Origin of the sequence: Pedobacter flavus (assembly GCF_036324285.1) — a bacterium.
Classification (GTDB): domain Bacteria; phylum Bacteroidota; class Bacteroidia; order Sphingobacteriales; family Sphingobacteriaceae; genus Pedobacter; species Pedobacter flavus.
Genome location: NZ_JAZDQU010000002.1, coordinates 295,032 through 316,631, shown reverse-complemented (window position 1 = coordinate 316,631; position 21,600 = coordinate 295,032). Strand labels below are relative to the sequence as shown.

The 21,600-nt window shown below is 31.8% G+C and carries 22 protein-coding genes and 1 tRNA gene; 10 read left to right on the top strand and 13 right to left on the bottom strand.

All coding sequences use genetic code 11. The features are described 5' to 3' along the window. Positions 1 to 27: 27 nt before the first annotated feature. Complete coding sequence (fbaA, locus tag VRU49_RS07400; protein ID WP_330146142.1) at positions 28 to 1,107, bottom strand: class II fructose-bisphosphate aldolase; 1,080 nt, start codon at positions 1,105 to 1,107, stop codon at positions 28 to 30. Positions 1,108 to 1,229: 122 nt separating this feature from the next. On the opposite strand from fbaA, the gene accD reads away from it, so the two are divergent. After that, a complete protein-coding gene (accD, locus tag VRU49_RS07395; RefSeq protein ID WP_330146141.1) occupies positions 1,230 to 2,084 on the top strand; it encodes an acetyl-CoA carboxylase, carboxyltransferase subunit beta in 855 nt (284 codons plus the stop codon). A gap of 357 nt (positions 2,085 to 2,441) precedes the next feature. On the opposite strand, the gene VRU49_RS07390 is transcribed toward accD, so the two are convergent. Continuing rightward, a complete protein-coding gene (locus VRU49_RS07390) occupies positions 2,442 to 3,590 on the bottom strand; it encodes a cysteine desulfurase family protein (protein WP_330146140.1) in 1,149 nt (382 codons plus the stop codon). A gap of 1 nt (position 3,591) precedes the next feature. Continuing rightward, positions 3,592 to 4,980: a phosphoglucosamine mutase gene (gene glmM, locus VRU49_RS07385; RefSeq protein ID WP_330146139.1), complete on the bottom strand. Its 1,389-nt coding sequence runs from the start codon at positions 4,978 to 4,980 to the stop codon at positions 3,592 to 3,594. A gap of 165 nt (positions 4,981 to 5,145) precedes the next feature. Between glmM and VRU49_RS07380 the strand changes: the two genes are divergently transcribed. Genes VRU49_RS07380 through VRU49_RS07370 form a run of 3 tightly spaced genes read left to right on the top strand, consistent with a single transcriptional unit; the run spans position 5,146 to position 7,159 of the window. Further along, on the top strand, positions 5,146 to 5,877 hold the full coding sequence (locus tag VRU49_RS07380) for a class I SAM-dependent methyltransferase (protein WP_330146138.1): 732 nt from the start codon (positions 5,146 to 5,148) through the stop codon (positions 5,875 to 5,877). Further along, entirely contained in the window at positions 5,874 to 6,437 is a 564-nt protein-coding gene (locus VRU49_RS07375) for a phosphatase PAP2 family protein (RefSeq protein WP_330146137.1), read from the top strand. The genes VRU49_RS07380 and VRU49_RS07375 overlap by 4 nt, the downstream gene beginning before the upstream one ends. Further along, on the top strand, positions 6,437 to 7,159 hold the full coding sequence (locus VRU49_RS07370) for a ZIP family metal transporter (RefSeq protein ID WP_330146136.1): 723 nt from the start codon (positions 6,437 to 6,439) through the stop codon (positions 7,157 to 7,159). Before VRU49_RS07375 ends, VRU49_RS07370 begins: the two co-directional genes overlap by 1 nt. Here VRU49_RS07370 and VRU49_RS07365 read toward each other — a convergent pair. The 8 genes from VRU49_RS07365 to nusB all read right to left on the bottom strand — a co-directional run bounded on the left by VRU49_RS07365 (position 7,143) and on the right by nusB (position 12,595). After that, positions 7,143 to 7,313, bottom strand: coding sequence for a C1orf53 family protein (locus tag VRU49_RS07365; protein ID WP_330146135.1), 171 nt, complete (start codon positions 7,311 to 7,313; stop codon positions 7,143 to 7,145). The genes VRU49_RS07370 and VRU49_RS07365 overlap by 17 nt on opposite strands. A 3-nt stretch (positions 7,314 to 7,316) precedes the next feature. Continuing rightward, a complete protein-coding gene (locus VRU49_RS07360; RefSeq protein ID WP_330146134.1) occupies positions 7,317 to 8,258 on the bottom strand; it encodes an MBL fold metallo-hydrolase in 942 nt (313 codons plus the stop codon). Continuing rightward, positions 8,258 to 8,848, bottom strand: a complete 591-nt coding sequence (gene coaE, locus VRU49_RS07355; RefSeq protein ID WP_330146133.1) for a dephospho-CoA kinase — start codon at positions 8,846 to 8,848, stop codon at positions 8,258 to 8,260. Before coaE ends, VRU49_RS07360 begins: the two co-directional genes overlap by 1 nt. Next, a complete protein-coding gene (locus VRU49_RS07350; RefSeq protein ID WP_330146132.1) occupies positions 8,848 to 9,795 on the bottom strand; it encodes a YbbR-like domain-containing protein in 948 nt (315 codons plus the stop codon). The genes coaE and VRU49_RS07350 overlap by 1 nt, the downstream gene beginning before the upstream one ends. Positions 9,796 to 9,882: 87 nt before the next feature. Further along, the gene (locus VRU49_RS07345; protein WP_330146131.1) at positions 9,883 to 10,665 is read right to left on the bottom strand and encodes an SPFH domain-containing protein; all 783 of its coding nucleotides are present in this window, start codon (positions 10,663 to 10,665) and stop codon (positions 9,883 to 9,885) included. Between the two features lie 213 nt (positions 10,666 to 10,878). Then, positions 10,879 to 11,193 carry a preprotein translocase subunit YajC gene (yajC, locus tag VRU49_RS07340; RefSeq protein WP_330146130.1) on the bottom strand — a complete coding sequence of 105 codons (315 nt, stop codon included), beginning with the start codon at positions 11,191 to 11,193 and terminating at the stop codon, positions 10,879 to 10,881. Positions 11,194 to 11,224: 31 nt separating this feature from the next. Then, the gene (locus tag VRU49_RS07335; protein WP_330146129.1) at positions 11,225 to 11,638 is read right to left on the bottom strand and encodes a DUF1573 domain-containing protein; all 414 of its coding nucleotides are present in this window, start codon (positions 11,636 to 11,638) and stop codon (positions 11,225 to 11,227) included. Between the two features lie 3 nt (positions 11,639 to 11,641). Continuing rightward, the gene (gene nusB, locus VRU49_RS07330) at positions 11,642 to 12,595 is read right to left on the bottom strand and encodes a transcription antitermination factor NusB (protein WP_330146128.1); all 954 of its coding nucleotides are present in this window, start codon (positions 12,593 to 12,595) and stop codon (positions 11,642 to 11,644) included. A gap of 148 nt (positions 12,596 to 12,743) precedes the next feature. Here nusB and VRU49_RS07325 point away from each other — a divergent pair, with 148 nt between their 5' ends. Together VRU49_RS07325 and VRU49_RS07320 are read left to right on the top strand one after the other, a co-directional pair. Then, positions 12,744 to 14,534, top strand: coding sequence for an ABC transporter ATP-binding protein (locus VRU49_RS07325; protein ID WP_330146127.1), 1,791 nt, complete (start codon positions 12,744 to 12,746; stop codon positions 14,532 to 14,534). A gap of 85 nt (positions 14,535 to 14,619) precedes the next feature. Continuing rightward, positions 14,620 to 14,946 (top strand): DUF3276 family protein, encoded by a 327-nt coding sequence (locus VRU49_RS07320; protein WP_330146126.1) that lies wholly within the window; start codon positions 14,620 to 14,622, stop codon positions 14,944 to 14,946. Positions 14,947 to 14,979: 33 nt separating this feature from the next. On the opposite strand, the gene VRU49_RS07315 is transcribed toward VRU49_RS07320, so the two are convergent. Beyond that, positions 14,980 to 15,456, bottom strand: a complete 477-nt coding sequence (locus tag VRU49_RS07315) for a DUF5362 family protein (RefSeq protein ID WP_330146125.1) — start codon at positions 15,454 to 15,456, stop codon at positions 14,980 to 14,982. Between the two features lie 117 nt (positions 15,457 to 15,573). Here VRU49_RS07315 and ychF point away from each other — a divergent pair, with 117 nt between their 5' ends. Beyond that, a complete protein-coding gene (gene ychF, locus VRU49_RS07310; protein ID WP_330146124.1) occupies positions 15,574 to 16,674 on the top strand; it encodes a redox-regulated ATPase YchF in 1,101 nt (366 codons plus the stop codon). Positions 16,675 to 16,881: 207 nt separating this feature from the next. Here ychF and mgtE read toward each other — a convergent pair whose 3' ends face one another. Beyond that, on the bottom strand, positions 16,882 to 18,255 hold the full coding sequence (gene mgtE / locus VRU49_RS07305) for a magnesium transporter (RefSeq protein WP_330146123.1): 1,374 nt from the start codon (positions 18,253 to 18,255) through the stop codon (positions 16,882 to 16,884). Positions 18,256 to 18,433: 178 nt separating this feature from the next. On the opposite strand from mgtE, the gene VRU49_RS07300 reads away from it, so the two are divergent. From VRU49_RS07300 to VRU49_RS07290, 3 genes are all read left to right on the top strand, one after another. Further along, positions 18,434 to 18,505 (top strand) — tRNA-Arg (locus VRU49_RS07300). Between the two features lie 268 nt (positions 18,506 to 18,773). Next, entirely contained in the window at positions 18,774 to 19,262 is a 489-nt protein-coding gene (locus VRU49_RS07295) for a TspO/MBR family protein (RefSeq protein ID WP_330146122.1), read from the top strand. A 19-nt stretch (positions 19,263 to 19,281) separates the two neighbouring features. Then, positions 19,282 to 21,597 carry a patatin-like phospholipase family protein gene (locus VRU49_RS07290; protein WP_330146121.1) on the top strand — a complete coding sequence of 772 codons (2,316 nt, stop codon included), beginning with the start codon at positions 19,282 to 19,284 and terminating at the stop codon, positions 21,595 to 21,597. The last annotated feature ends 3 nt before the right edge of the window (positions 21,598 to 21,600 follow it).

Sequence of the window (21,600 nt, the reverse complement as noted above, 5' to 3'; positions counted from 1 at the left end):
AAAAAACAAAGCAATATAGATATAGTTTTATAGCTTATCGGATGCGTTTATACAATTTAGATCTTCAAAAGCTTGTTTTAACCTTGAAACAAATAATTCTTCGCCTTTACGCAACCAAACACGTGGATCATAATATTTTTTGTTAGGCTTATCTTCTCCTTCTGGATTACCAATTTGGGATTGTAAATAAGCTTCATTCTTTTTATAATAACCAAATACGCCTTCAGAAAATGCCCATTGCATATCTGTATCAATATTCATTTTAATGGCTCCATATGAAATTGCTTCTCTAATTTCTTCTTGAGTTGAACCAGATCCACCATGGAATACAAAATTGATAGGCTTTTCGGCAGTCAAGTTCAATTTCTCTTTAAGATAAACTTGAGAATTATGTAGAATGATTGGTTGAAGTTTTACATTACCAGGCTTATAAACGCCGTGAACGTTACCAAAAGCAGCTGCAATGGTAAATTTATCACTTACAGCACTAAGAGCTTCATAAGCATAAGCAACTTCCTGTGGTTGAGTATATAATTTCGAACTATCTACATCTGTATTATCAACACCATCCTCTTCCCCACCTGTAACACCTAGTTCAATTTCAATGGTCATACCCATTTTAGACATGCGTTTTAAATATTCAACACATATTTCAATGTTTTCTTCAATAGGCTCTTCAGATAAATCTAGCATATGTGAAGAGAAAAGCGGCTTTCCAGTTTCTTTGTAAAATTGCTCACCGTGTTCTAATAATCCATCAATCCATGGTAACAATTTCTTAGCTGCATGATCTGTATGCAAAACTACTGCAACACCATAATGCTCAGCTAATAAATGTACATGCCTAGCAGCAGAAACAGCCCCTAAAATACAAGCCTGAAGTTGGTCGTTATTCATAGATTTACCCGCATAAAATTGGGCACCTCCATTAGAAAGTTGTATCATTACCGGCGAATTAACAGCTTTTGCGGTTTCCATTACAGCATTAATGGTATTTGTGCCTGTAACATTTACTGCAGGTAAAGCAAATTGATGCTTTTTGGCAATTTCAAATAATTCCTGAAGCGCATCTCCATAAATTACGCCCTTATATCCTTTTAAGCTCATATTTTTCTAAACATTAAATAATGAATCGAAGTTATGAAATAATAAATATTTATTCCACAATTGATAGTAAAAGGGTATCATATTTTTTTTGTTTCTTTGTAACCTAAATCGCTAAAAAAAATATGGCTTGGTTTAAGAGAGAGAAAAAAGGAATAATAACAACCACTGAAGAAAAATTAGAAGCTCCAGATGGTTTATGGAATAAATGTCCAAACTGTAAAAAGGCAGTTCATATATCTGATTTAACAGAAAACAAATATGTATGCCATTATTGCAATTACCATTTAAGAGTAGGGTCTAAAGAATATTTTGAAGTATTATTTGATTTAAACAATTTCACAGAATTGTTTGAAAATTTAACTTCAGGCGACCCATTAAACTTTTCAGACAGTAAATCTTATAAAGATAGAATTAAAGAAACCACCGAAAAAACAGGATTAAAAGATGCTATACGCTCTGCAACAGGCACCATTAATGGTGAAAAAATTGTGATTGCTTGTATGGATTTTAATTTCATCGGTGGCTCAATGGGATCAGTTGTGGGCGAAAAAATTGCAAGATCTATTGATTATGCTTTAGAAAATAAAATCCCTTTCTTAATGATATCTAAGTCTGGTGGTGCCAGAATGATGGAAGCAGCGTTCTCATTAATGCAAATGGCTAAAACTTCGGCTAAATTAGCCTTATTAAGTCAGGCAAAAATCCCATATATTTCATTATTAACAGATCCTACTACTGGTGGAGTAACGGCTTCTTATGCCATGTTAGGCGATATAAATATTGCAGAGCCAGGCGCTTTAATTGGTTTTGCGGGTCCTCGTGTAATTAAGGAAACAATTAAAAAAGACCTTCCAAAAGGATTCCAAACTTCAGAATTTGTTTTAGAACATGGATTTTTAGATTTTATTGTGGACAGAAGAGACATGAAAAATAAAATTTCCAACTTCTTAAAAATGGTTTATCCGGCAAAGGGATAAAACTAAAGGCAGAAAATACAGCTGACAACCCTTTGAGGGAAGAAATTAGGAAGATAAGCGCTCAAAGCTTTAATCCTATTAATATGTGTCGGCCAACTATAACCCTTGAATTGTCATTCCAACCTAAGTGGAGAAATCTCATCAATTAGATTTCTCCACTTACTATTTATAGGTAGAGATTACGGGTTCAACGCTTTCAAAAAGCGGGTAGCTTAAGGAAAAAGGTATAAAGCTTAAAGCTAAATTCTGTCTACCATCTACTGTCTACCGTCTACCTTTTTCTGTCTACTGTCTACCCTTAGATATTTAAACAAGCAAATCAATATATAAGTTTCTTTGCTTGGAGTCGGGAAAGTTTTAAGCCCCTACATTCTGTGCTACTAACTTTTTAACCTCCTCTACCACTTTATCAAGCTCTTCAATAGTATTATACTTACTGAATGAAAATCTTACTGAAGGTCGTTTTGGATCGGCTCCAATACCATTTAAAACATGCGAGCCAATATTAGAACCAGAAGAACATGCGCTTCCTCCAGATGCAGAAATACCGTTAATATCTAAATTAAATAATAACATATCTGCCATTTCCATAGCCGGGAACGAAACATTTAAAACTGTATAAAGACTTTTATCAGCATCTGTCTCTCCATTGAATGAAATATCTTCAATTTCTTCTTTTAATCTATTCTTTAAATAATCCTTAAGATTTTGAACATAACTTTGGTGAGCCTCCATATCGGTATAAGCCAATTCTAAAGCTTTAGCTAATCCAACTATACCATATACATTTTCTGTTCCACCGCGCATATTTCTTTCTTGAGCACCTCCAAAAATCATAGGAGCAATTTTAATGGAACTATTTACATACAAGAAACCAACACCTTTTGGGCCATGTAATTTATGGGCAGCACAAACTAAGAAATGAACTTTAAGTTTTTTAACATCATGCTTATAATGTCCCATTGTTTGAACCGTATCTGCATGATAAATTGCATCGTACTTTTCACATAAATCGCCAACCTTTTCCATATCAGTTAACGTTCCTATCTCGTTATTGGCATGCATTAAAGAAACAAAACTTCTATCGTTTGTACTTAATAATTCCTCTAAATGCTTATAATCTATATTTCCTTTGCTGTCTATATTCACAAAACTTAATTTTTCAATTATGCCTTGTTTTAATAACATCTCTAGGGTATGCTCTACTGCGTGATGTTCTATTTTAGAGGTAATTGCATGTTTAATATTAAATGCTTGAATTCCGCATCTTATTGCTGTATTATCTGCCTCAGTACCTCCTGAAGTAAAAAATATTTCTGCCGGACTTGCATTTAATAAAGATGAAACCGTCTTTCTAGAGCGCTCTATTAATGTTCTAACTTCCCTTCCCTGAGCATGAATAGACGATGGATTTCCATAAAAATTCTCCATCACATGCGTCATAGCAGCTATTACTTCTTTATCAATTGGCGTAGTTGCTGCATTATCTAAATAGATGCGATTCATATTATTGTATATTTAAAACTTCCTTAATGTCTTTTATTATTTGTTGAGCTAATGCATCAGCAGCAGCTTCATCTTTTGCCTCACTATAAATTCTGATAATTGGCTCCGTATTAGATTTTCTTAAATGCACCCAAGATTTATCAAATTCAATTTTTAATCCATCTATTGTAGAGTAAGGTTGATGTGCATATTTCTTTTCTAAATCAATTAACAATTGATCTATATCCATTTCTGGAGTTAAGGTTATCTTGTTTTTTGAAATATGATAAGCTGGATAAGATGCTCTAAGCTCCGTCATTTTCTTACCCGATTTAGCTAAATGAGTTAAAAACAAACCAATTCCAACCAAGGCATCTCTTCCATAATGAGATTCAGGATAGATAACACCGCCATTACCTTCTCCTCCAATAATTGCATTAACCTCCTTCATTTTGGTAACAACATTAACTTCACCTACCGCAGCACCAAAGTATTCATTTCCATTTGCTTCTGTAACATCTCTTAATGCCCTTGTAGAAGATAAATTAGAAACTGTATTTCCAGGCGTGTTCGACAAAACAAAATCGCTTATTGCTACTAAAGTATATTCCTCACCAAAAAAGCTACCATCTTCATTTACGAAGCATAAACGATCAACATCTGGATCTACTACTATACCTAAATCTGCTTTTTTATTTACCACTTCTTTAGAAATGGCTACTAAATTTTCTGGCAATGGCTCAGGATTATGCGGAAAATCGCCATTTGGATTTGTATAAAGTTCGTGGACTGTATTTACACCTAATGCTTTTAATAAAGCAGGGACAAAAATACCTCCTGTAGAATTAACACAATCTATTGCAACACTAAAATTGGCCTTTTTAATTGCTTCAACATCAACTAATTTCAAATTTAAAACTTCTTGAATATGTTGATCAAGAAATGAATCATCTTGAATGTATTTCCCTAAGGCTCTAACTTCAGCAAAAGTAAAATTGCCTTCATCTGCTAATGATAAAACCATTTTACCTTCAGCATCATCTATAAATTCACCTTTGGCATTTAATAATTTTAAGGCATTCCATTGTTCTGGATTATGACTTGCAGTTATAATAATACCGCCTGCCGCTTTTAATTTTGGAACAGCAATTTCAACGGTGGGCGTAGTAGATAAACCAATATCTATAACATTAATCCCTAATCCTGTTAATGTTCCAACTACCAATTGGTTTACCATAGTACCCGACATACGAGCATCTCTTCCAATTACAATAGTTTGATTAGATGATTTTTGTGTAGCCCATATTCCATAAGCAGCAGCAAATTTCACAATATCTATAGGGGTTAAACCCTCTCCTGGAGCACCACCAATGGTACCCCTAATTCCTGAAATTGATTTTATTAATGTCAAACCGATCTGTATTAAAAATCAAAAATACAGAATTTTAAGTAGAAATAATGAGCTAATTCTGTAGAAAACTATTAACCTGTAAAGTAATATTCTCAATATATTAGAATCAAAATTCATTCTTTTGGCGGTCTCAAAATTGTATATTTGCCGATTAAGTAGAATACAATGCAACAGAAATGGTATAAATCATGGTTTAACTCTCCTTACTATCATCAGCTCTATAAAAATAGAGATATGGCGGAAGCTGAACATTTTATGGACCATTTAATGGATTTCATTCGTCCACAAAACGATGCTAAAATTCTAGATATTGCTTGTGGAAAAGGTCGCCATTCTATTTATCTTCATAAAAAAGGTTATGATGTAACTGGGATTGATCTTTCGGAAAATAGTATTGCCGAAGCAAAAAAACACGAAGATGGTCACCTTCATTTTTTTGTTCACGATATGCGCAAATTACTTTACATTAACTATTTTGATATTGCTGTAAATCTATTTACAAGTTTTGGTTATTTTGAAACGGACTATGAGCATATAAAAGCTTTAAAATCTTTTAGAAAGGGGTTAAACGAGAATGGTTTATTTGTATTAGATTATTTCAATGTTCATAAAGTAATTGCTAATATTGAACCTAAATCATTTGTAAAAGCAAACGATATTAGCTTCGAAATTACAAAGACGATAGAAAAAGGAAAGATTATAAAAAACATTAAATTTCAAGATAATGGCGAAAATTATGATTTTACGGAACGTGTTTCTGCCTATACATTAAATGACTTTAACAGGTTGTTTGAAGCCTCGAAATTAAAAGTGAATAATGTTTTTGGCGATTACAATCTTGGTGCTTTTGATAAAGAAAATTCTGATAGATTAATAATGATTTGTTCTAAAGTATGATAGACTGGCTATATCAAACCGATATAAATTTATTTCTTAAGATTCATAGAGGTCTATCTAACGACTTTTTCGATTTTCTATTACCACTATTAAGAAACCGTTTCTTTTGGTCGCCTTTATATATATTTTTTATTGTTTTTTGTATTAAACAATATAAAAAAGACGGGTATTACGTTATTGGAGGAACACTTTTAACTTTTGCTATTGGCGACTTAACCGCATCTAGATTAATAAAAAATGCCGTTCAGCGAATTAGACCATGCAATGACCCGCTTTTGGCTGATGAAATAATTACTAGAGTAACTTGTGGTTCAGGATTTAGTTTTCCTTCTGCTCATGCAACTAACCACTTTGCAATTGCCATTTTTGTTATATTAGTTTTTTATAAACACTGGAAACCGGTATTACCAATCGGATTATTATGGGCAGCATCTATATCATTTTCGCAAGTATATGTAGGGGTTCATTACCCAATTGATGTAACTGTTGGTGCTTTACTGGGAACTTGTATTGGCTTATTAGTTTATCAATTATTTAAAAAATTAAAGCCAGAATTTTAATGGAAACTTGGAAACTCTTACTCTTATTTATTGCAGCTTTTGGAGGTGGATTAGCCATATTCTTCGTTAAAAGCGATAAGTCTAATTTATTAAAATTGGTCTTATCTTTTAGTGGAGCTTATTTATTCTCAATTACTGTATTACATCTTATACCGAGTGCATATAAAGGTGCGGAAGGTGCATCTATTGGTTTATACATTCTCTTCGGCTTTATGCTGCAAGTGTTTTTAGAACAGTTTTCTGAAGGTGTAGAACATGGCCATATTCATAAACATGGAGAAAAAAATGTATTCCCAGTAGGAATAATGTTTAGTTTATGCTTGCATGCATTTTTAGAAGGTATGCCACTTGCCAATGATCCGCATAATGAATTAATTTATGGAATATCTATTCACCATATTCCAGCATCATTTGCTTTAGCTAGTATTCTGATGCAGAATAATTTTAATTCTTCTAAAATTATGATTTGTGTTGCCGTATTTGCTGTTATGGCACCGTTTGGTTATTTCATTAGTAGCGGTATAAACGAAGGCAGTATTTTAGGTCTGGAAGCTCATTTTAATAAGATGATGGGAGTTGTAATTGGTATTTTCTTACACATCTCTACAACCATCTTATTTGAAAGCAGTGCAGGTCATAAAATCAATAAAAAGAAAATGATTGCTGTACTTTTAGGAATGGGTATTGCTATTGCTGGCTTTTTATTTAGTCATCAGCATTAATCTTACTTTGCTTCTTTTTAAATTTCCAAGGACAATTTAAACATCCATTTTTACAGCAATAGCCCCTTTTTAAATGATGCTGTGCCGTAAAAACCATTAATCCTTGTTCATTAAAATAATAGTCCTCGCCTTCTACAATTTGTGGATGATTCATAATTTAATTCAAAATCTTAACTTCTCTTTTTTGCTTTAAATAATTTTGCAATGGTTTTCCATCTCCATGCAATGTCCATATTTGTTGAGGATTAGTATTTTCAATAACTTTTAACAAGTCTAACCAATCGCCATGATCAGAAATATATAATTCTATTTCGTTTCCTTGCTGTAAACGACTCCAACCAGAAGCAAATGCCTTTTTAACATTTATTGCCTTATGGTAACTATTAAACACCATTGGAGGAACAATATATACATTTCCTCCTGGGTTGTTTTTCATCACTTTTCTATCATAAATACTGTATTTACCAAGATCAATTCCGAAATTTTCGTAGATTTTTGCAAAAGGATAAATGCTATGATGAAGTAAAATATTTTTCCCAACACAATGGTCATTAATTAACCTTATTATATTTTGGCTCTTTCCTAAAGCATAAGCCCCCAACATAATATTGATTCGCTCAGCATTCAGTTTTTTAATTTCGTCTATCGGGTCAGGATGTTTAATATTCGGATCTGCAAATGTAGTTTCCGTGATTAAAACATCAGCTTTCACAAAAGTATAAGGCTCACAAGTTGCATCTGATTGTAATTTATAATCACCAGTATACAAATATCTTACACCATTATATTCCATTAAAATTTGTGCAGAACCTAAAATATGTCCAGCAGAAACAAAAGTAACCTTAATGCCATTTACCTGAAAATCATCATTATATGGCAGAATATTAAACTCATCTGCTGCAAACTTTTTATAACGGTGTTTCATGAATTCGGCAGTGGCCAATGTACAATACACCACTTTATTTCCTCTTATTGCATGATCTGCATGGGCATGAGAAATAATTGCTAATGGAACAGGTTGTTGGGGATCGAGATAAAAATTACCATACTTACAAAACAAGCCCACCTCATTTTTTATTAAAAAATCCTCTAAAATCATTAACCTTTTCTAAATATTTCATGCAACTCTAAAACCTGCGAAATCACAGAATGTTGCTCATCATTATAAATAATAAAATTTGCCAATTTTATCTTTTCTTCATCTGTCCACTGTTTAGACATTCTTGCCTCAACCTCTTCCCTACTTACATGGTCTCTCTGCATCACTCTATTAATTTTTACCTCTAGAGGTGCGGTTACCAAAATGTTTTGATCACACATTTTATAACTATCAGACTCAAACAATAAAGCGGCTTCTTTCACCAAATAAGGAGCTTTAGAAGTTAAACCTAATGCCCAATTATCAAAAGCTCTAAAAACAGCTGGATGAACCAATTTATTTAATTTTTGAAGTTCCTGCTCATTGTTAAATACAATTTGTGCTAAGTACTTCCTGTTTACAGAACCATCCTCTAAATAACTCTCTACGCCAAAAGTATCTTTAACTTGAGATTTAAGCAATGGGTCTATAACCATGATTTGTTTGGCTACATCATCGGCATAAAACACTGGAATCCCTAAAATTTCGAACACCTTACATGCTGTAGATTTTCCACTACCAATACCACCTGTTATTCCAATTTTCAACATTATTTTTCGATCAAAAAATCAACCTTTATAGGATCAATATTTACCAGTTCACAAAAATCTGGAATTTTTAAAACCCTTACCGTTAACTGCCTGTGCTTTTTATATTTCCAATCGTTTAAATCAACCGATGCCACTATCCTATCTGCGTCTATTTTATGATATTTGGAAAATGGCACTTTTAAAGTAATAAAGGCTTTTCTAGGGTAAATGTTTACATCATGAAATGCATTATTATTATAAACTTTAATAGGCACTTCAATAATTTTCTCTGTAAACTCTTCTACCGGAATAGTAACCTGAGTTGTTGTCGGAAAAACCATAACATTCTTAACGGCATTATTTTTTAATTTAACCGTTAAAACTGTTTTTTTATCAATATTATCCAATTTTAAAGTATCAGTGACCCAAAATTTCAAGCTATCTAAAATTTCTAAAGGACCTCTAATATTTACATAAGCCGGTTTTAATTCAATATCTGCACTTTGACCAAATTGATTTTTATAAATTAATTGGCGCTGCAATCGAATTGGAATTTTCCGCAAATAAGATTTAGTAAAATTAAAATATAGGGTATCAGGATCTGCGCCAACCACCTTTTGAGTGGAATTAATCATCTTATTAATTTCTGGTAATTGGTTAGAAAACACTAAAAAATCCTGACGATTAAGTTTAGCCAAATCAATATCCACAGATTCTGGTTTAATTCTAAACTTTTCAAAAATTAATTCCCAGCCTGTACCTTTTACCAATAAATCTACCGTATCTGATTGTAAAGGATGAAATGCCCTGTTTTGTGGGAAATTTTTGTACAACATTATCGTTTTAACGCTGTAGGTATATTGATTATTTAAAGCCAATAACAACCATCCCAAAATGGCAATAAGCAAACAGGTAATTACCACCGTAATTCTTTTACGTTTTAATTTCGAAAGATTTAGGAATGACATATACCAATTACTTAAATAGGAAAGCTAATCAAAAGTAAGTAAAAGTATAGGTTGATGCAATTCTAAACATGGAATTAGGTAGAAACACTAGGGTATATTCTTAAATAAAGTAGGCGAATTGCCATAAAGTGGTGTTTTTCCATCCCATTTTTCAATAAACATTTGCTGTACAATTAATGGCGTTAATGTTCTTTGGCGCAACTCATTAGATTTAGCTTCTGCCTCTGCCTGAACGATCATCTTTTGAGCTTGAGCTCTTACCACCCTTAATTCATTTTCGGCTTGCTGAGCTTTCTGAATAGCTGCATTTTTTAAATTAATTGCATCAGTTATACTTTTTGGATATTGTATTCCACTGGTTAACTGTTCCAACATAAAGCCTTCCTTTTTTAAAAAATCCTCCATCTTGGTTTGAACCCCGTTTTCAAATTTCTCACGTTGTGAAATAATACTATCTGTAGGATATTTATTAAACTCAATTCTATAAACATCCTTTATATGATTTACTAAAGTCCTGTCTAATACTTCAGCTAAAGTTTTTCGGTATTTCTTGAAAATTCTGGGCGATTGTCCATCCTGTATTTTTAAAGACAAAGTTGGATCAACCGTAAACACAGATCCATCTTTTGCATTGACTGTAAATGCGCTGTAATTTACTGTTTGCACATAAGTTGGTATTTCATATACACTCTCAGTAAGTGGGTTATACCAAACTCTACCCGTTACTTGAGTAACATCTTGCACACCTTTATCGCTTCCATAAAGCTTTACTAAGATACCTTCGTGCCCGGCATCAATTCTTTCTGTAAATGTAAATAAGATAATAAGTCCGGTTATTAAAACACCGGCAATAATTAAAGGTATCTTCATATATTTTTAGTTATAAGGTTTATTATTTATTTTAATATACAAAAAATAACTTTAAATTCAAACAAGACATCAGATGTTCTTTGAAATAAACATTAAATAATATGTTTATTTCAAAGCTAAGCAGGAAAACCCGAAAGATAGAAATAACTTTTTGCTCTAAACACAAAAACCCCGCATTAGCGAGGTTTTACTGTATTATTTTTTAATTAAAGCTTATGCCTTTGGAGTAACTGCTTTAGTTGCTTCTAAAGAAACCGCTGTTTTATCGAAACGAATTTTAGTTCCACCTTCAACTTCTACAACAAATGTAGTTTCGTTCATATCGCGGATAATCCCGTGAATCCCAGCAGTAGTTACAATTTTATCGCCTTTTTTAAGCTCTTCTACCAATTTCTTGTGATCTTTTGCTTTTTTCATTTGCGGTCTGATCATAAAAAAATAGAATACAACCATGATTAATACCATTGGTAAAATTGTACCTAATATACCTTGGCCTCCCGCAGCTTGTAAGATAATTGTTGATAACATATTCAAAATTTAAGTTTTATGTGTTGTTTAGTTATTTATTTAATTTTACCTCTCCTACCAAATGTAGTTTTACAGATTCCTCTGTTGCATTAGAAAGAACAGTAATTACTTTATCATTTAATCCAGCTCTTCCTTGTGTATCAAAAACCACCTTAATTACCCCAGATTGACCAGGCTGAATAGGATTGTTTGAATATTCTGGAACTGTACATCCGCAAGATGCACTTGCGTCCTCAATAATAAGAGGCGATTTTCCTGTATTTTTAAAATTAAAAGTATGCGTTACTTTCGTTCCTTCTGCTACAGACCCGAAGTTATGCATTTCATTTTCAAATAAAATTACAGCTTTATCTGCATCATTAATACTAGAACTATTTTTTTTATCTGCGCTATTGCATGCTGAAAGCAATATTACTGACAAAAACAATAAAAAAGTTGATTTCATAAATTACCCTTCCATTAATCCTCTACCCGTTTTAACAATACTGTTATTACGTTGAAGATCATTTAAAATTTTGTCAAGTATACCATTTATAAAAGTATTACTTTTCGGAGTACTGTAATTTTTTGAAATTTCTAAATATTCGTTGATGGTAACTTTTACTGGTATAGTCGGAAAGTTCATCATTTCACAAATGGCCATTTTCATTAAAATGGTATCCATTATCGCAATTCTATCCGCTTCCCAGTTTTTAGTCCGCTCTGAAATAATAGACTGATATTGTTTATCGTTTTTAATAGTAAACAAGAATAAATCTTCAACAAATTTGCTATCCTCATTCCAATCAGCACTAATATCTACCAAATAATTACTAAACGGATCTGGGTCAACCATATTTTTTATGGTTTTAGCAACCATTCCCTGCATAACCTCTCGGTCTACGCTCCAGTTAATAAATTTATCTTCAAAAGCCTGAATTACGTTAACATCCTTTAAAATAATTTTTCTAAAAATATATTTGATTATTTCTTTTGAATTTTCGAGAGTTTCTTCTTCAGTATCATTAATATAAGCTGCGTATTCTTTAGAATTTTTAAGCTTTATAAAAACACCTTTTATTAATGAGGGATCGTTATTCCAGTTTATTTTATACTTATTTATCGAAGCAACATATTCTGGTACTTCTTTTAATACTGAAATAAATTTATTGGTAAATAATTTTTGACTTACATTTAAATCTTCCTCAGATGGTAAATTTAAATTTGCTCTTTCGGCAGCATCAATTGCAGTATATTGAGTTATTTCTACAATAAGAGCCAACATCCGCACGTACATTTCATTAACCTGATCTATACTTTGCATTAAAGCTTTTACTCTATTTTGAGTATCTTTTTTATCGGTCATTTGCCATGCAAAAATGTTTTGCAATGCTTTTATCCTGAGATGCCTTCTATTTAACATTATTTAAGAACGATGATGTATTATTTGTGTGTACTTTCAATTCTATCAAAAACTGAGTTACAAATTTACATATTTTATTGGTTTATTTTATGTCAATTCATCAACATTTAGCGATATTATTTTAGTAAAAGAGTATCTTTACCCTACTATGAAGCACTTAGCCCACCTCAACAAATATTTCATTAAATATAAATGGTGGATTATACCAGGCGTAATTTTTGTAATTATCTCTAATATATTTGGGGTTATTCCTGCACAAGTAATTGGACATGCATTTAATCTCATTACTGAAGAAATTGCAATCTACAGCCTATTTAATGGGTTTAACAGACAAGAATTAGTTTACAGTATTTTCAGTAAAAGTTTACTTTATTTCGGTTTATTAGTTCTTATTCTTTATTTATTAAGAGGATTTTTCTTGTTTTTAATGCGTCAGACATTGATTTTGATGAGCAGACATATTGAATATGATATGAAAAACGAGATTTATGCTCATTATCAAGTTTTAACACTGGCTTTTTACAGAAGAAACAATACTGGCGATTTAATGAATCGTGCTACAGAAGACGTAAACAGGGTTAGAATGTATGTTGGCCCAGCAATTATGTACGCCATAAATACTACAGTTTTGTTTATTTTGGTGATTTACTCCATGTTTTCTGTAAATACAGAATTGGCCTTATTTAGCTTGTTACCACTTCCCGTGTTGGTTGTAACTATTTATTTGGTAAATACCCTGATCATTAAAAAAAGCGAAAAAATTCAGGAGCAATTATCCAATTTATCTTCGTTTGTGCAGGAAAGATTTTCAGGTATCAGAGTTATAAAATCTTATGTAAGAGAAGATCATACCAACGAAACTTTTGAAGTAGAAAGTGATGGCTACCGAAATAGCATGCTTAATTTGATTAAGATACAAGCCTTATTTTACCCGACCATGTTGTTATTGGTTGGATTAAGTACCATTTTAACCGTTTATATTGGTGGAAAGCAAGTAATCAATGGCGCAATTACACCAGGAAATATTGCTGAGTTTATTGTATATGTTAATCAATTAACTTTTCCAGTAACCATGCTTGGTTGGGTTACTTCTTTAATTCAACGTGCTTCTGCATCTCAAAAAAGAATAAATGAATTCCTAAAACTTGAGCCTGAAATAATTTCAACCAACACAGATACGCACGAATTAAAAGGAAAAATTGATTTCAAAGAAGTGAGTTTTACCTATCCTGATACTGGGATTACAGCACTAAAAGATGTGAGTTTTGAATTGGAAGAAGGCAAATTTATGGCCGTAATTGGTAGAACCGGTTCTGGAAAAAGTACACTCGCTAATTTATTATTAAGAATGTACGATACAACAAATGGTAACATCTTTATAGACGATAAAAATATAAAAGATCTAAATTTAAAAGACTATAGAGAACAAACAGGCTTTGTACCCCAAGAAGTATTTTTATTTAGTGAAACCATCAAAAATAATATTGCATTTGGTGTTGATGATGCAAGTGATGAGCAGATTATAAATGCTTCAAAATCTGCTTCTGTATATCATAATATAGAAGGATTTGAGCATAAATTTGAAACTATGTTAGGCGAACGCGGAATTACATTGTCGGGCGGACAAAAACAGCGCGTATCCATTGCCAGAGCATTAATTAAAGAGCCTAAATTAATAATATTCGACGATTGCTTAAGTGCTGTTGACACAAAGACTGAAGAATCTATTTTAAAAAATCTTGGCAAAATTATGAAGGGTAAAACCACCATAATTATTGCCCATAGAATATCTACAATTAAAAATGCAGATAAGATTTTAGTAATGGATGAAGGTAGAATAGTTGAGCAAGGAACCCATAAACAATTATTAAAATTAAATGGTGTTTATGCTGAAATACATAAAAATCAACTTCTTGAAGAAGACGTGCTAATAAATTAATTGTTTTTTGGAAGGAAAATATTTTGACTTTTGGAAAATTACTTAATATTGCCTTATATTTACCCCAACCTTAAACAAAACTTATATGGGAGATTTTGACAACAAAGAGAGAGAAGAAGTTTATTCTAAAAAAGTGAGAGCAGGTAAGCGTACTTATTTTTTTGATGTAAAAGCAACACGTGCTGGAGATTATTACCTAACCTTAACCGAAAGTAAAAAGAGACTGGAAGATGGTGCGTTTATTAAACATAAAATTTTCCTTTATAAGGAAGATTTTGAAAAGTTTAATGAAGGTTTCCAAGATACTATAGCATATATACGCGAGCATCAGGAAGTTGTAGAAAAGAAATACGAATTCAACGATGGAGAATACAGTTCTTCAAAATCTGATCTCGACGATTTTAGCTTCTAAAAAAAATCCCCGAATTAAATTCGGGGATTTTTTTTAGCCCATTGCAGATCCTACTATCAACGTAGAAACCATGGTCATTATATTTAATAGTATTCCGATAATTATTAAAATCCCCACAAAAGAAAAATAAGACTTTAACTTCTTTAATCCTTCAGTTAAAGATTCACTATCTAGGTATAAAACACCTTTTATAGTTTTAACTGAAAATCTATACAAATAAAAGCTAGGAAAGAATATTACTAATGCGTAAAACAAGAAGATTATAGTTAATGCTGCAGAACCTAACTGACCTAAGGTAGCATACGGACCTCCATCTAAAGTTCCACTCCCTATAATTGAATTTATACCGAATGCAATTAAAACAAAAAAACCAGTTATTACTAATCCGCAAATACCTATAAACTTTGCCCATCTCGCGGTATCATACAAATAGCTTCTCATAGCTTCTGTTACGTTTAAATCTACTGATTCAGTATTTACATCCTGATTTTCTTCTAAATTATTCTCCATAAAATTATTTTTTATCCTATAAACTTAAATAAAATTTTAATAACAATAATAATAGCTTTAAAATTCGCCGTATCTTTGCAACTTTTATTGACAGTTAGAAATTAAATATAAAATATAATGGCTTTACAGTGTGGTATTGTTGGATTACCTAATGTTGGAAAATCTACTCTTTTCAATTGTTTATCTAATGCAAAAGCGCAAGCAGCAAATTTCCCATTTTGTACTATAGAACCAAATGTTGGCGTAATTACTGTTCCAGATAGTAGATTAACCAAATTAGAAGAATTAGTAAAACCGAATAAAGTAGTTCCAAATACAATTGAAATAGTTGATATCGCCGGATTAGTTAAAGGTGCTTCTAAAGGTGAAGGATTAGGAAATCAATTTTTAGGAAATATTCGCGCAACCAATGCCATTATTCATGTTCTACGTTGTTTTGAAGATGGTAATGTTGTACATGTTGATGGAAGTGTAGACCCTATTCGTGATAAAGAAATTATTGATACTGAATTACAGTTAAAAGATTTAGATACAGTAGACAAGAGAATCCAAAAGGTTGAAAAAATGGCCAAAACGGGTTCAGATAAAGATGCAAAACGCACTTTTGAAATTTTATCAGTAATTAAAACACATTTAGAGTCGGGTAAATCTGTAAGATCTGCAGCAGTTGAGGCAGATGACTTTGAATTTATTAAAGATTTAGGTTTACTAACCCAAAAGCCAGTATTATACGTTTGTAATGTAGATGAGGGTTCAGTTGTAAATGGCAATGCCTTTACCGCGAAAGTTGCAGAAGCAATTAAAGATGAAAATGCAGAAATGCTAATTATATCTGCAAAAATTGAATCTGAAATCGCAGAATTAGAGAGCTTCGAAGAACGTCAGATTTTCTTAGAAGACATGGGATTAGATGAATCAGGCGTTAATAAATTAATTAGAGCTGCCTATAGATTATTAGACCTTTACACCTATTTTACTGCTGGAGTACAAGAAGTAAGAGCTTGGACCATCACTAAAGGATTTACAGCTCCTCAAGCAGCAGGTGTTATTCATACAGATTTTGAAAAAGGATTTATTAGAGCTGAAGTAATAAAATACCAAGACTTTGTTACTTATGGTTCAGAAGCGGCATGTAAAGAAGCTGGAAAGTTAGGTGTTGAAGGAAAAACTTATATCGTAGAAGATGGCGATATTATGCATTTCCGTTTTAATGTTTAAATAAAGAATTATTACTTCAACTGGTCAACATAGAGACCTGTTATAGTCAGTTGTCCAATTGGCTTTATTCTAGAAGTCCAACCTTGATTATAATAAAAGTTTGCAAAGGATCTGAGAGTTAAATTCTTTTAGATCCTTTGTTGCTTTGTATCCCACTCCTAGATAATAGATCCAGCGTTATATAGATTACCCCAATTAATCGAATTTCTAAAGCAAAACGCCTTCAAGAAATAATAAAGCGAATGAGAAATATATTATAAGTCCGGTTACATCAACCAATGTTGCAACAAATGGTGTTGATGAAACTGCCGGATCAGCTTTTAGCCGCTTTAACAACAAAGGCAACATAGAGCCCATTAAAGTTCCCCATAGAACTACGCCCAATAAAGAAAAACCTACTACTAAACCAATGCGAATGTAATGTTCAGCAAAAGAAGGTGCTAATAATTGCCAACATGCAATAACACCAAAACTTAAGGCAAATAAGGTGAAACCTAATAAAATGCCCGAAAATATTTCCCTACGCATTACTCTCCACCAATCTTTCACAGAAACTTCACCCAAAGCCATAGCCTGAATAATTAAAGTGGCAGCCTGAGATCCACTATTCCCTCCACTAGAAATAATTAACGGTATAAATGTTGCCAAAATAACCACCTTCGCAATTTGATTTTCAAAATTCGACATGGCAGTTATGGTTAGAAGTTCTCCAAAAAACAAAACGATTAACCAAACAATTCGCTTTTTATACAATTGAAAAACAGGAACATCTAAGTAGGGTTCATCTAATGCTTCAGTACCTCCAATTCTATGCATATCTTCGGTAAACTCTTCATTTGCCACCCATAAAATATCATCAACCGTAACTATACCTAACAAAATATTATTATCATCTACTACTGGTAAGGCTACCCTATTATTCATTCTAAAGGTTTGAATAGCTTCTTCTTGAGGATCATTTACATTTAAAGAAATTAGCCTATTATCGGTTAGTGAACCAATTTTTGCATCAGGATCAGAAAGTAAAATTTCTCTGATTCTAATATCGTCTAACAATACGCCTTCTTTATCTATAACATAAACAACATCAATAGTTTCAGAATTCTTACCATATCTTCTAATATGTGAAAGCACACGTTGAACGGTCCATTCTGTCTTTACAGCTATAAAATCTGGGGTCATTAGTCGGCCCACACTATCTACTTTATAACCTAAAAGATTTAAGGCCTCTATTCTATCTTCATCGTTTAATAAAATCAGTAATTTCTTAACGGCATCACCTTTTAACTCACTAAATAATGCTGTTCTATCATCAGGAGGTAATTGCCTAATAATTTCTGTTAGTTTATTACCGGCTAGTTTTTTAATTATTCTTTCCTGAGTGGGAAAATCTAGAATTCTGAAAACATTTACAGCCCTTTTTGTAGATAGGGTTTCAATAATTTTAACGGCGTATTGAGGTAATTCATCAATTAAATGTTCTACATCCGAAATATTAAGCTCATTTAACCATGCTTTTAATTCACGGTCTTGATCAGCTTCAATAAATTCCAATGCATCATTAACTAATTTTTCCTCCATATTCCACGGTTAATCTTAAATCTCAGTATCGGAACAAATTTGGGGTTTTATTTTCAGAAATTCTGAGTTTTTAGTCTTAAATATTTACATAGTTAACATATAAATTTAAGATTAAGTAATTTGGCCTTGCTTGGCAAGCATAAATAATTTTAATTATGTCTATATTTGCAACCTTTCTGTCCCCGTAGTTCAATGGATAGAATGGCTGATTCCGGTTCAGCTGATATGAGTTCGAATCTCGTCGGGGACACCTCCTTAAAGTCCTTCCAACTTTTTGTTTGGCAGGACTTTTTTATTACCAACTTCAAAAAAACTTTCCTTAAATTTATTGATTTCAATATTTATTTGCTGTTGGTTAAAAAACAAATTTATATTTACATTGCATGGTAATTTAGATTAACTTTAATATAAAAAATAAGGCGTTTAAATTTTTATTCTAGGTTAATTGTGTAATATTTATAGTTTTTATTTCTAGTATATAAAAAAAACATATTCATTTGCAGTATAATCCCTAAAACATGCAAGAATTACGTAAAAAATTTCAATTCCTTCCATTTATCATTAATATAACCATTTGCCTAGTTTTTGGAGCAATTGGTAGGTATTTCACCAAGAAAAATGTAGTGAAATTTTATGAAGTTAGTGGTCAACACTTAGGATACCCCAGTTTAAGTATTACCATTAAAATCATTATAATTATTTCAATTTTATTGGGTATTGCAGCTTTTCTAATATGGCAAAGAAGAAAAGAAATTAAACATTATTATACTTTAATTGCTTTATACCTTTCACAATTTTTAATTCATTTACTCTGGAGAATTACATTTATAAATTTTACAGATTATTTTATAAGTTCATTCTTAATGATTGCTTTAATCATTTTAATATTAACAACAAGCATTACATTTTTCAGAATTAATAAAGTAGCAGGCTTATTAACATTACCCTATTTAATATGGATTTCCTATATAGGATATTTGTCTTATTACCTATACTTTTTTAATTAAAAACAAGTATTTTAGCTATGTGGTAAGAGCAATTTATATTCTATTCTTTTCATTAATTTTTATCAACCAAATCAATGCTCAAAAAGTTGGACTGGTATTAAGTGGTGGTGGCGCTAAAGGGCTTGCTCATATTGGCACTTTAAAGGCTTTAGAAGAGCACAATATTCCAATAGACTACATAACCGGAACTTCAATGGGTGGGATTGTAGGCGCATTGTATGCCGCAGGTTACTCTCCAGAAGAAATAGAAAAAATTGCCTTAGGCGATGATTTTCAAAATTGGGTAGTGGGAAGATATAAAAGCGATTATTCTTATTACTTCCAGAAAACTTCTACAAATGCTTCATTTATTTCGGCAAAACTAAAAGTTGAAGAACAGCTTCGCTTAATTTTTCGATCTAATTTAATTAGTGATATCCCACTCAATTTTGCTTTATTAGAATTACTTTCTCAAGCTTCTACTGTAGCAAATAATAACTTTGACCAGCTATTTATTCCCTATCGATGTATGGTTTCTGATGTGCTTTCTCAAGAAAGCATTACCGTTTCTAAAGGAAATTTAGCCGAAGCAGCTCGTGCAACTATGGCAGTTCCATTGGTTTACAGGCCATTAAAATTAGATGGCAAGTTTGTTTTTGATGGTGGTTTGTATAATAATTTTCCAGTTGATATTATGCAAAAAGAATTCAACCCAGATTATATTATCGGTGTAAATGTTTCTTCGAAAGTTTTTAACGAATATCCCTCTAATGATGACGAAAAATTAGTGAATAGATTAATAACTTTTATGTTTTTATCTAAATCTGATTCCACTAAAATTGGCGACAAAGGTGTTTACATACAACCTGATATTGATGAGTTTAATGCAACGCAATTTAGTGCCGTACAAGTTTTAATACAAAAAGGCTATGAAGCAGCCTTAAAAGAAATCCCAAAGATTTTAGGTCAAATTAATAGAAGAATACCTCAAACAGAATTATATGAAAGAAGAAAAGTTTTTAATGACAAAAAACCACCTTTCAAATTTCATAGTGTTACAGCCTCTGGCATTGGAAATCTTCAAAAAAAATATGTAGAAAGACTATTTAAAACAGATAAAGGACCTCATTCTTTAAGAGATGTTAAAAGAGGCTATTATAAGTTAGTTGCTGATGAAACTTTTGAACAGGTCTTCCCTTCAATAAATTATATTAAGAATTCTGATTCTTATAATTTTGATATTTTAGCTAACCCAACCAATAATTTAAGAATTGATTTGGGCGGTAATATTTCTACCAGACCAATAAGCAATGTTTTTATAGGTTTACAATACAATTATCTAAGAGATAAATCTTATTCTGCCGGAATAAATTTCTATTCTGGCAAGTTTTATGAATCGGTACAACTCACAGGTAGAATAGATTACCCATCTAATCTACCCCTATTTTTAGCAACAGAAATAACCTATAATAATTTCAATTATTTTAATACCAGTCAAATTTTTATTGAAAGCAGAGAACCTACATTTATTGAGCAGAGTGATAGAAAAGTTGCCTTGCAAATGGGATTCCCTTTAAACAATAACAGAAAAGTGGTTTTAGCGGCATCTTATATAAACAATAGAGATCGTTATAGCCCAAACAATACTTATACCGAAGGTGATGCCTTGGATAGAACCATTTTTAATGGTTTTAGAGCAAGTATAGAACTAGATCAGAATAGTTTAAACAGAAAACAATATGCCAATTATGGCAGAAGATTTTTATTTAGTGCAAGTTTTCTAAATGGACAAGAGAATTACACCCCCGGCAATATTTTAAAGAATTCTATTGTTTACAATCAAATTGCAGTTGAAAGAAACAAACAACAATGGGGGAAACTTCAATTAACAGATGAAAACTATTTTTTCACTAATAAAAAATATGCTTTAGCTTATTTAATTGAAGCTGTAGTTTCTAATCAGCCCTTATATTCTAATTATTATTCAACGCTGTTAGTTGCACCAACATTTAATCCACTTCAAGATAGTAAATCACTATTTATTAAAAACTTTAGAGCTTCTACTTATTTAGCGGGAGGCGTAAAAAATGTATTTACACTTAAAAGAAACTTAGATTTAAGGGTTGAGGGTTATGTCTTCCTACCTTATAAAGAATTTGTTCAAGTAAATTTTCAACATGTAAAATTTGGATCTGCTTTCAAAAGCGCATATTATGCAGGTTCTACAGGTTTGGTTTATAATACACCGCTTGGTCCAATAAGTTTGAGTTATAACTTATACGATGATCCAGTAAAAAGACATGGTGTTTTATTACATTTGGGCTACTTAATTTATAACAAGAAATCTGTAGAATAAGGG

Bases quoted from the DNA above. Each gene is read 5' to 3' on its own strand.
- fbaA (WP_330146142.1), bottom strand. From the start codon at position 1,107: ATGAGCTTAAAAGGATATAAGGGCGTAATTTATGGAGATGCGCTTCAG.
- accD (WP_330146141.1), top strand. From the start codon at position 1,230: ATGGCTTGGTTTAAGAGAGAGAAAAAAGGAATAATAACAACCACTGAA.
- VRU49_RS07390 (WP_330146140.1), bottom strand. From the start codon at position 3,590: ATGAATCGCATCTATTTAGATAATGCAGCAACTACGCCAATTGATAAA.
- VRU49_RS07380 (WP_330146138.1), top strand. From the start codon at position 5,146: ATGCAACAGAAATGGTATAAATCATGGTTTAACTCTCCTTACTATCAT.
- VRU49_RS07375 (WP_330146137.1), top strand. From the start codon at position 5,874: ATGATAGACTGGCTATATCAAACCGATATAAATTTATTTCTTAAGATT.
- VRU49_RS07370 (WP_330146136.1), top strand. From the start codon at position 6,437: ATGGAAACTTGGAAACTCTTACTCTTATTTATTGCAGCTTTTGGAGGT.
- VRU49_RS07365 (WP_330146135.1), bottom strand. From the start codon at position 7,313: ATGAATCATCCACAAATTGTAGAAGGCGAGGACTATTATTTTAATGAA.
- VRU49_RS07360 (WP_330146134.1), bottom strand. From the start codon at position 8,258: ATGATTTTAGAGGATTTTTTAATAAAAAATGAGGTGGGCTTGTTTTGT.
- coaE (WP_330146133.1), bottom strand. From the start codon at position 8,848: ATGTTGAAAATTGGAATAACAGGTGGTATTGGTAGTGGAAAATCTACA.
- VRU49_RS07350 (WP_330146132.1), bottom strand. From the start codon at position 9,795: ATGTCATTCCTAAATCTTTCGAAATTAAAACGTAAAAGAATTACGGTG.
- VRU49_RS07345 (WP_330146131.1), bottom strand. From the start codon at position 10,665: ATGAAGATACCTTTAATTATTGCCGGTGTTTTAATAACCGGACTTATT.
- yajC (WP_330146130.1), bottom strand. From the start codon at position 11,193: ATGTTATCAACAATTATCTTACAAGCTGCGGGAGGCCAAGGTATATTA.
- VRU49_RS07335 (WP_330146129.1), bottom strand. From the start codon at position 11,638: ATGAAATCAACTTTTTTATTGTTTTTGTCAGTAATATTGCTTTCAGCA.
- nusB (WP_330146128.1), bottom strand. From the start codon at position 12,595: ATGTTAAATAGAAGGCATCTCAGGATAAAAGCATTGCAAAACATTTTT.
- VRU49_RS07325 (WP_330146127.1), top strand. From the start codon at position 12,744: ATGAAGCACTTAGCCCACCTCAACAAATATTTCATTAAATATAAATGG.
- VRU49_RS07320 (WP_330146126.1), top strand. From the start codon at position 14,620: ATGGGAGATTTTGACAACAAAGAGAGAGAAGAAGTTTATTCTAAAAAA.
- VRU49_RS07315 (WP_330146125.1), bottom strand. From the start codon at position 15,456: ATGGAGAATAATTTAGAAGAAAATCAGGATGTAAATACTGAATCAGTA.
- ychF (WP_330146124.1), top strand. From the start codon at position 15,574: ATGGCTTTACAGTGTGGTATTGTTGGATTACCTAATGTTGGAAAATCT.
- mgtE (WP_330146123.1), bottom strand. From the start codon at position 18,255: ATGGAGGAAAAATTAGTTAATGATGCATTGGAATTTATTGAAGCTGAT.
- VRU49_RS07295 (WP_330146122.1), top strand. From the start codon at position 18,774: ATGCAAGAATTACGTAAAAAATTTCAATTCCTTCCATTTATCATTAAT.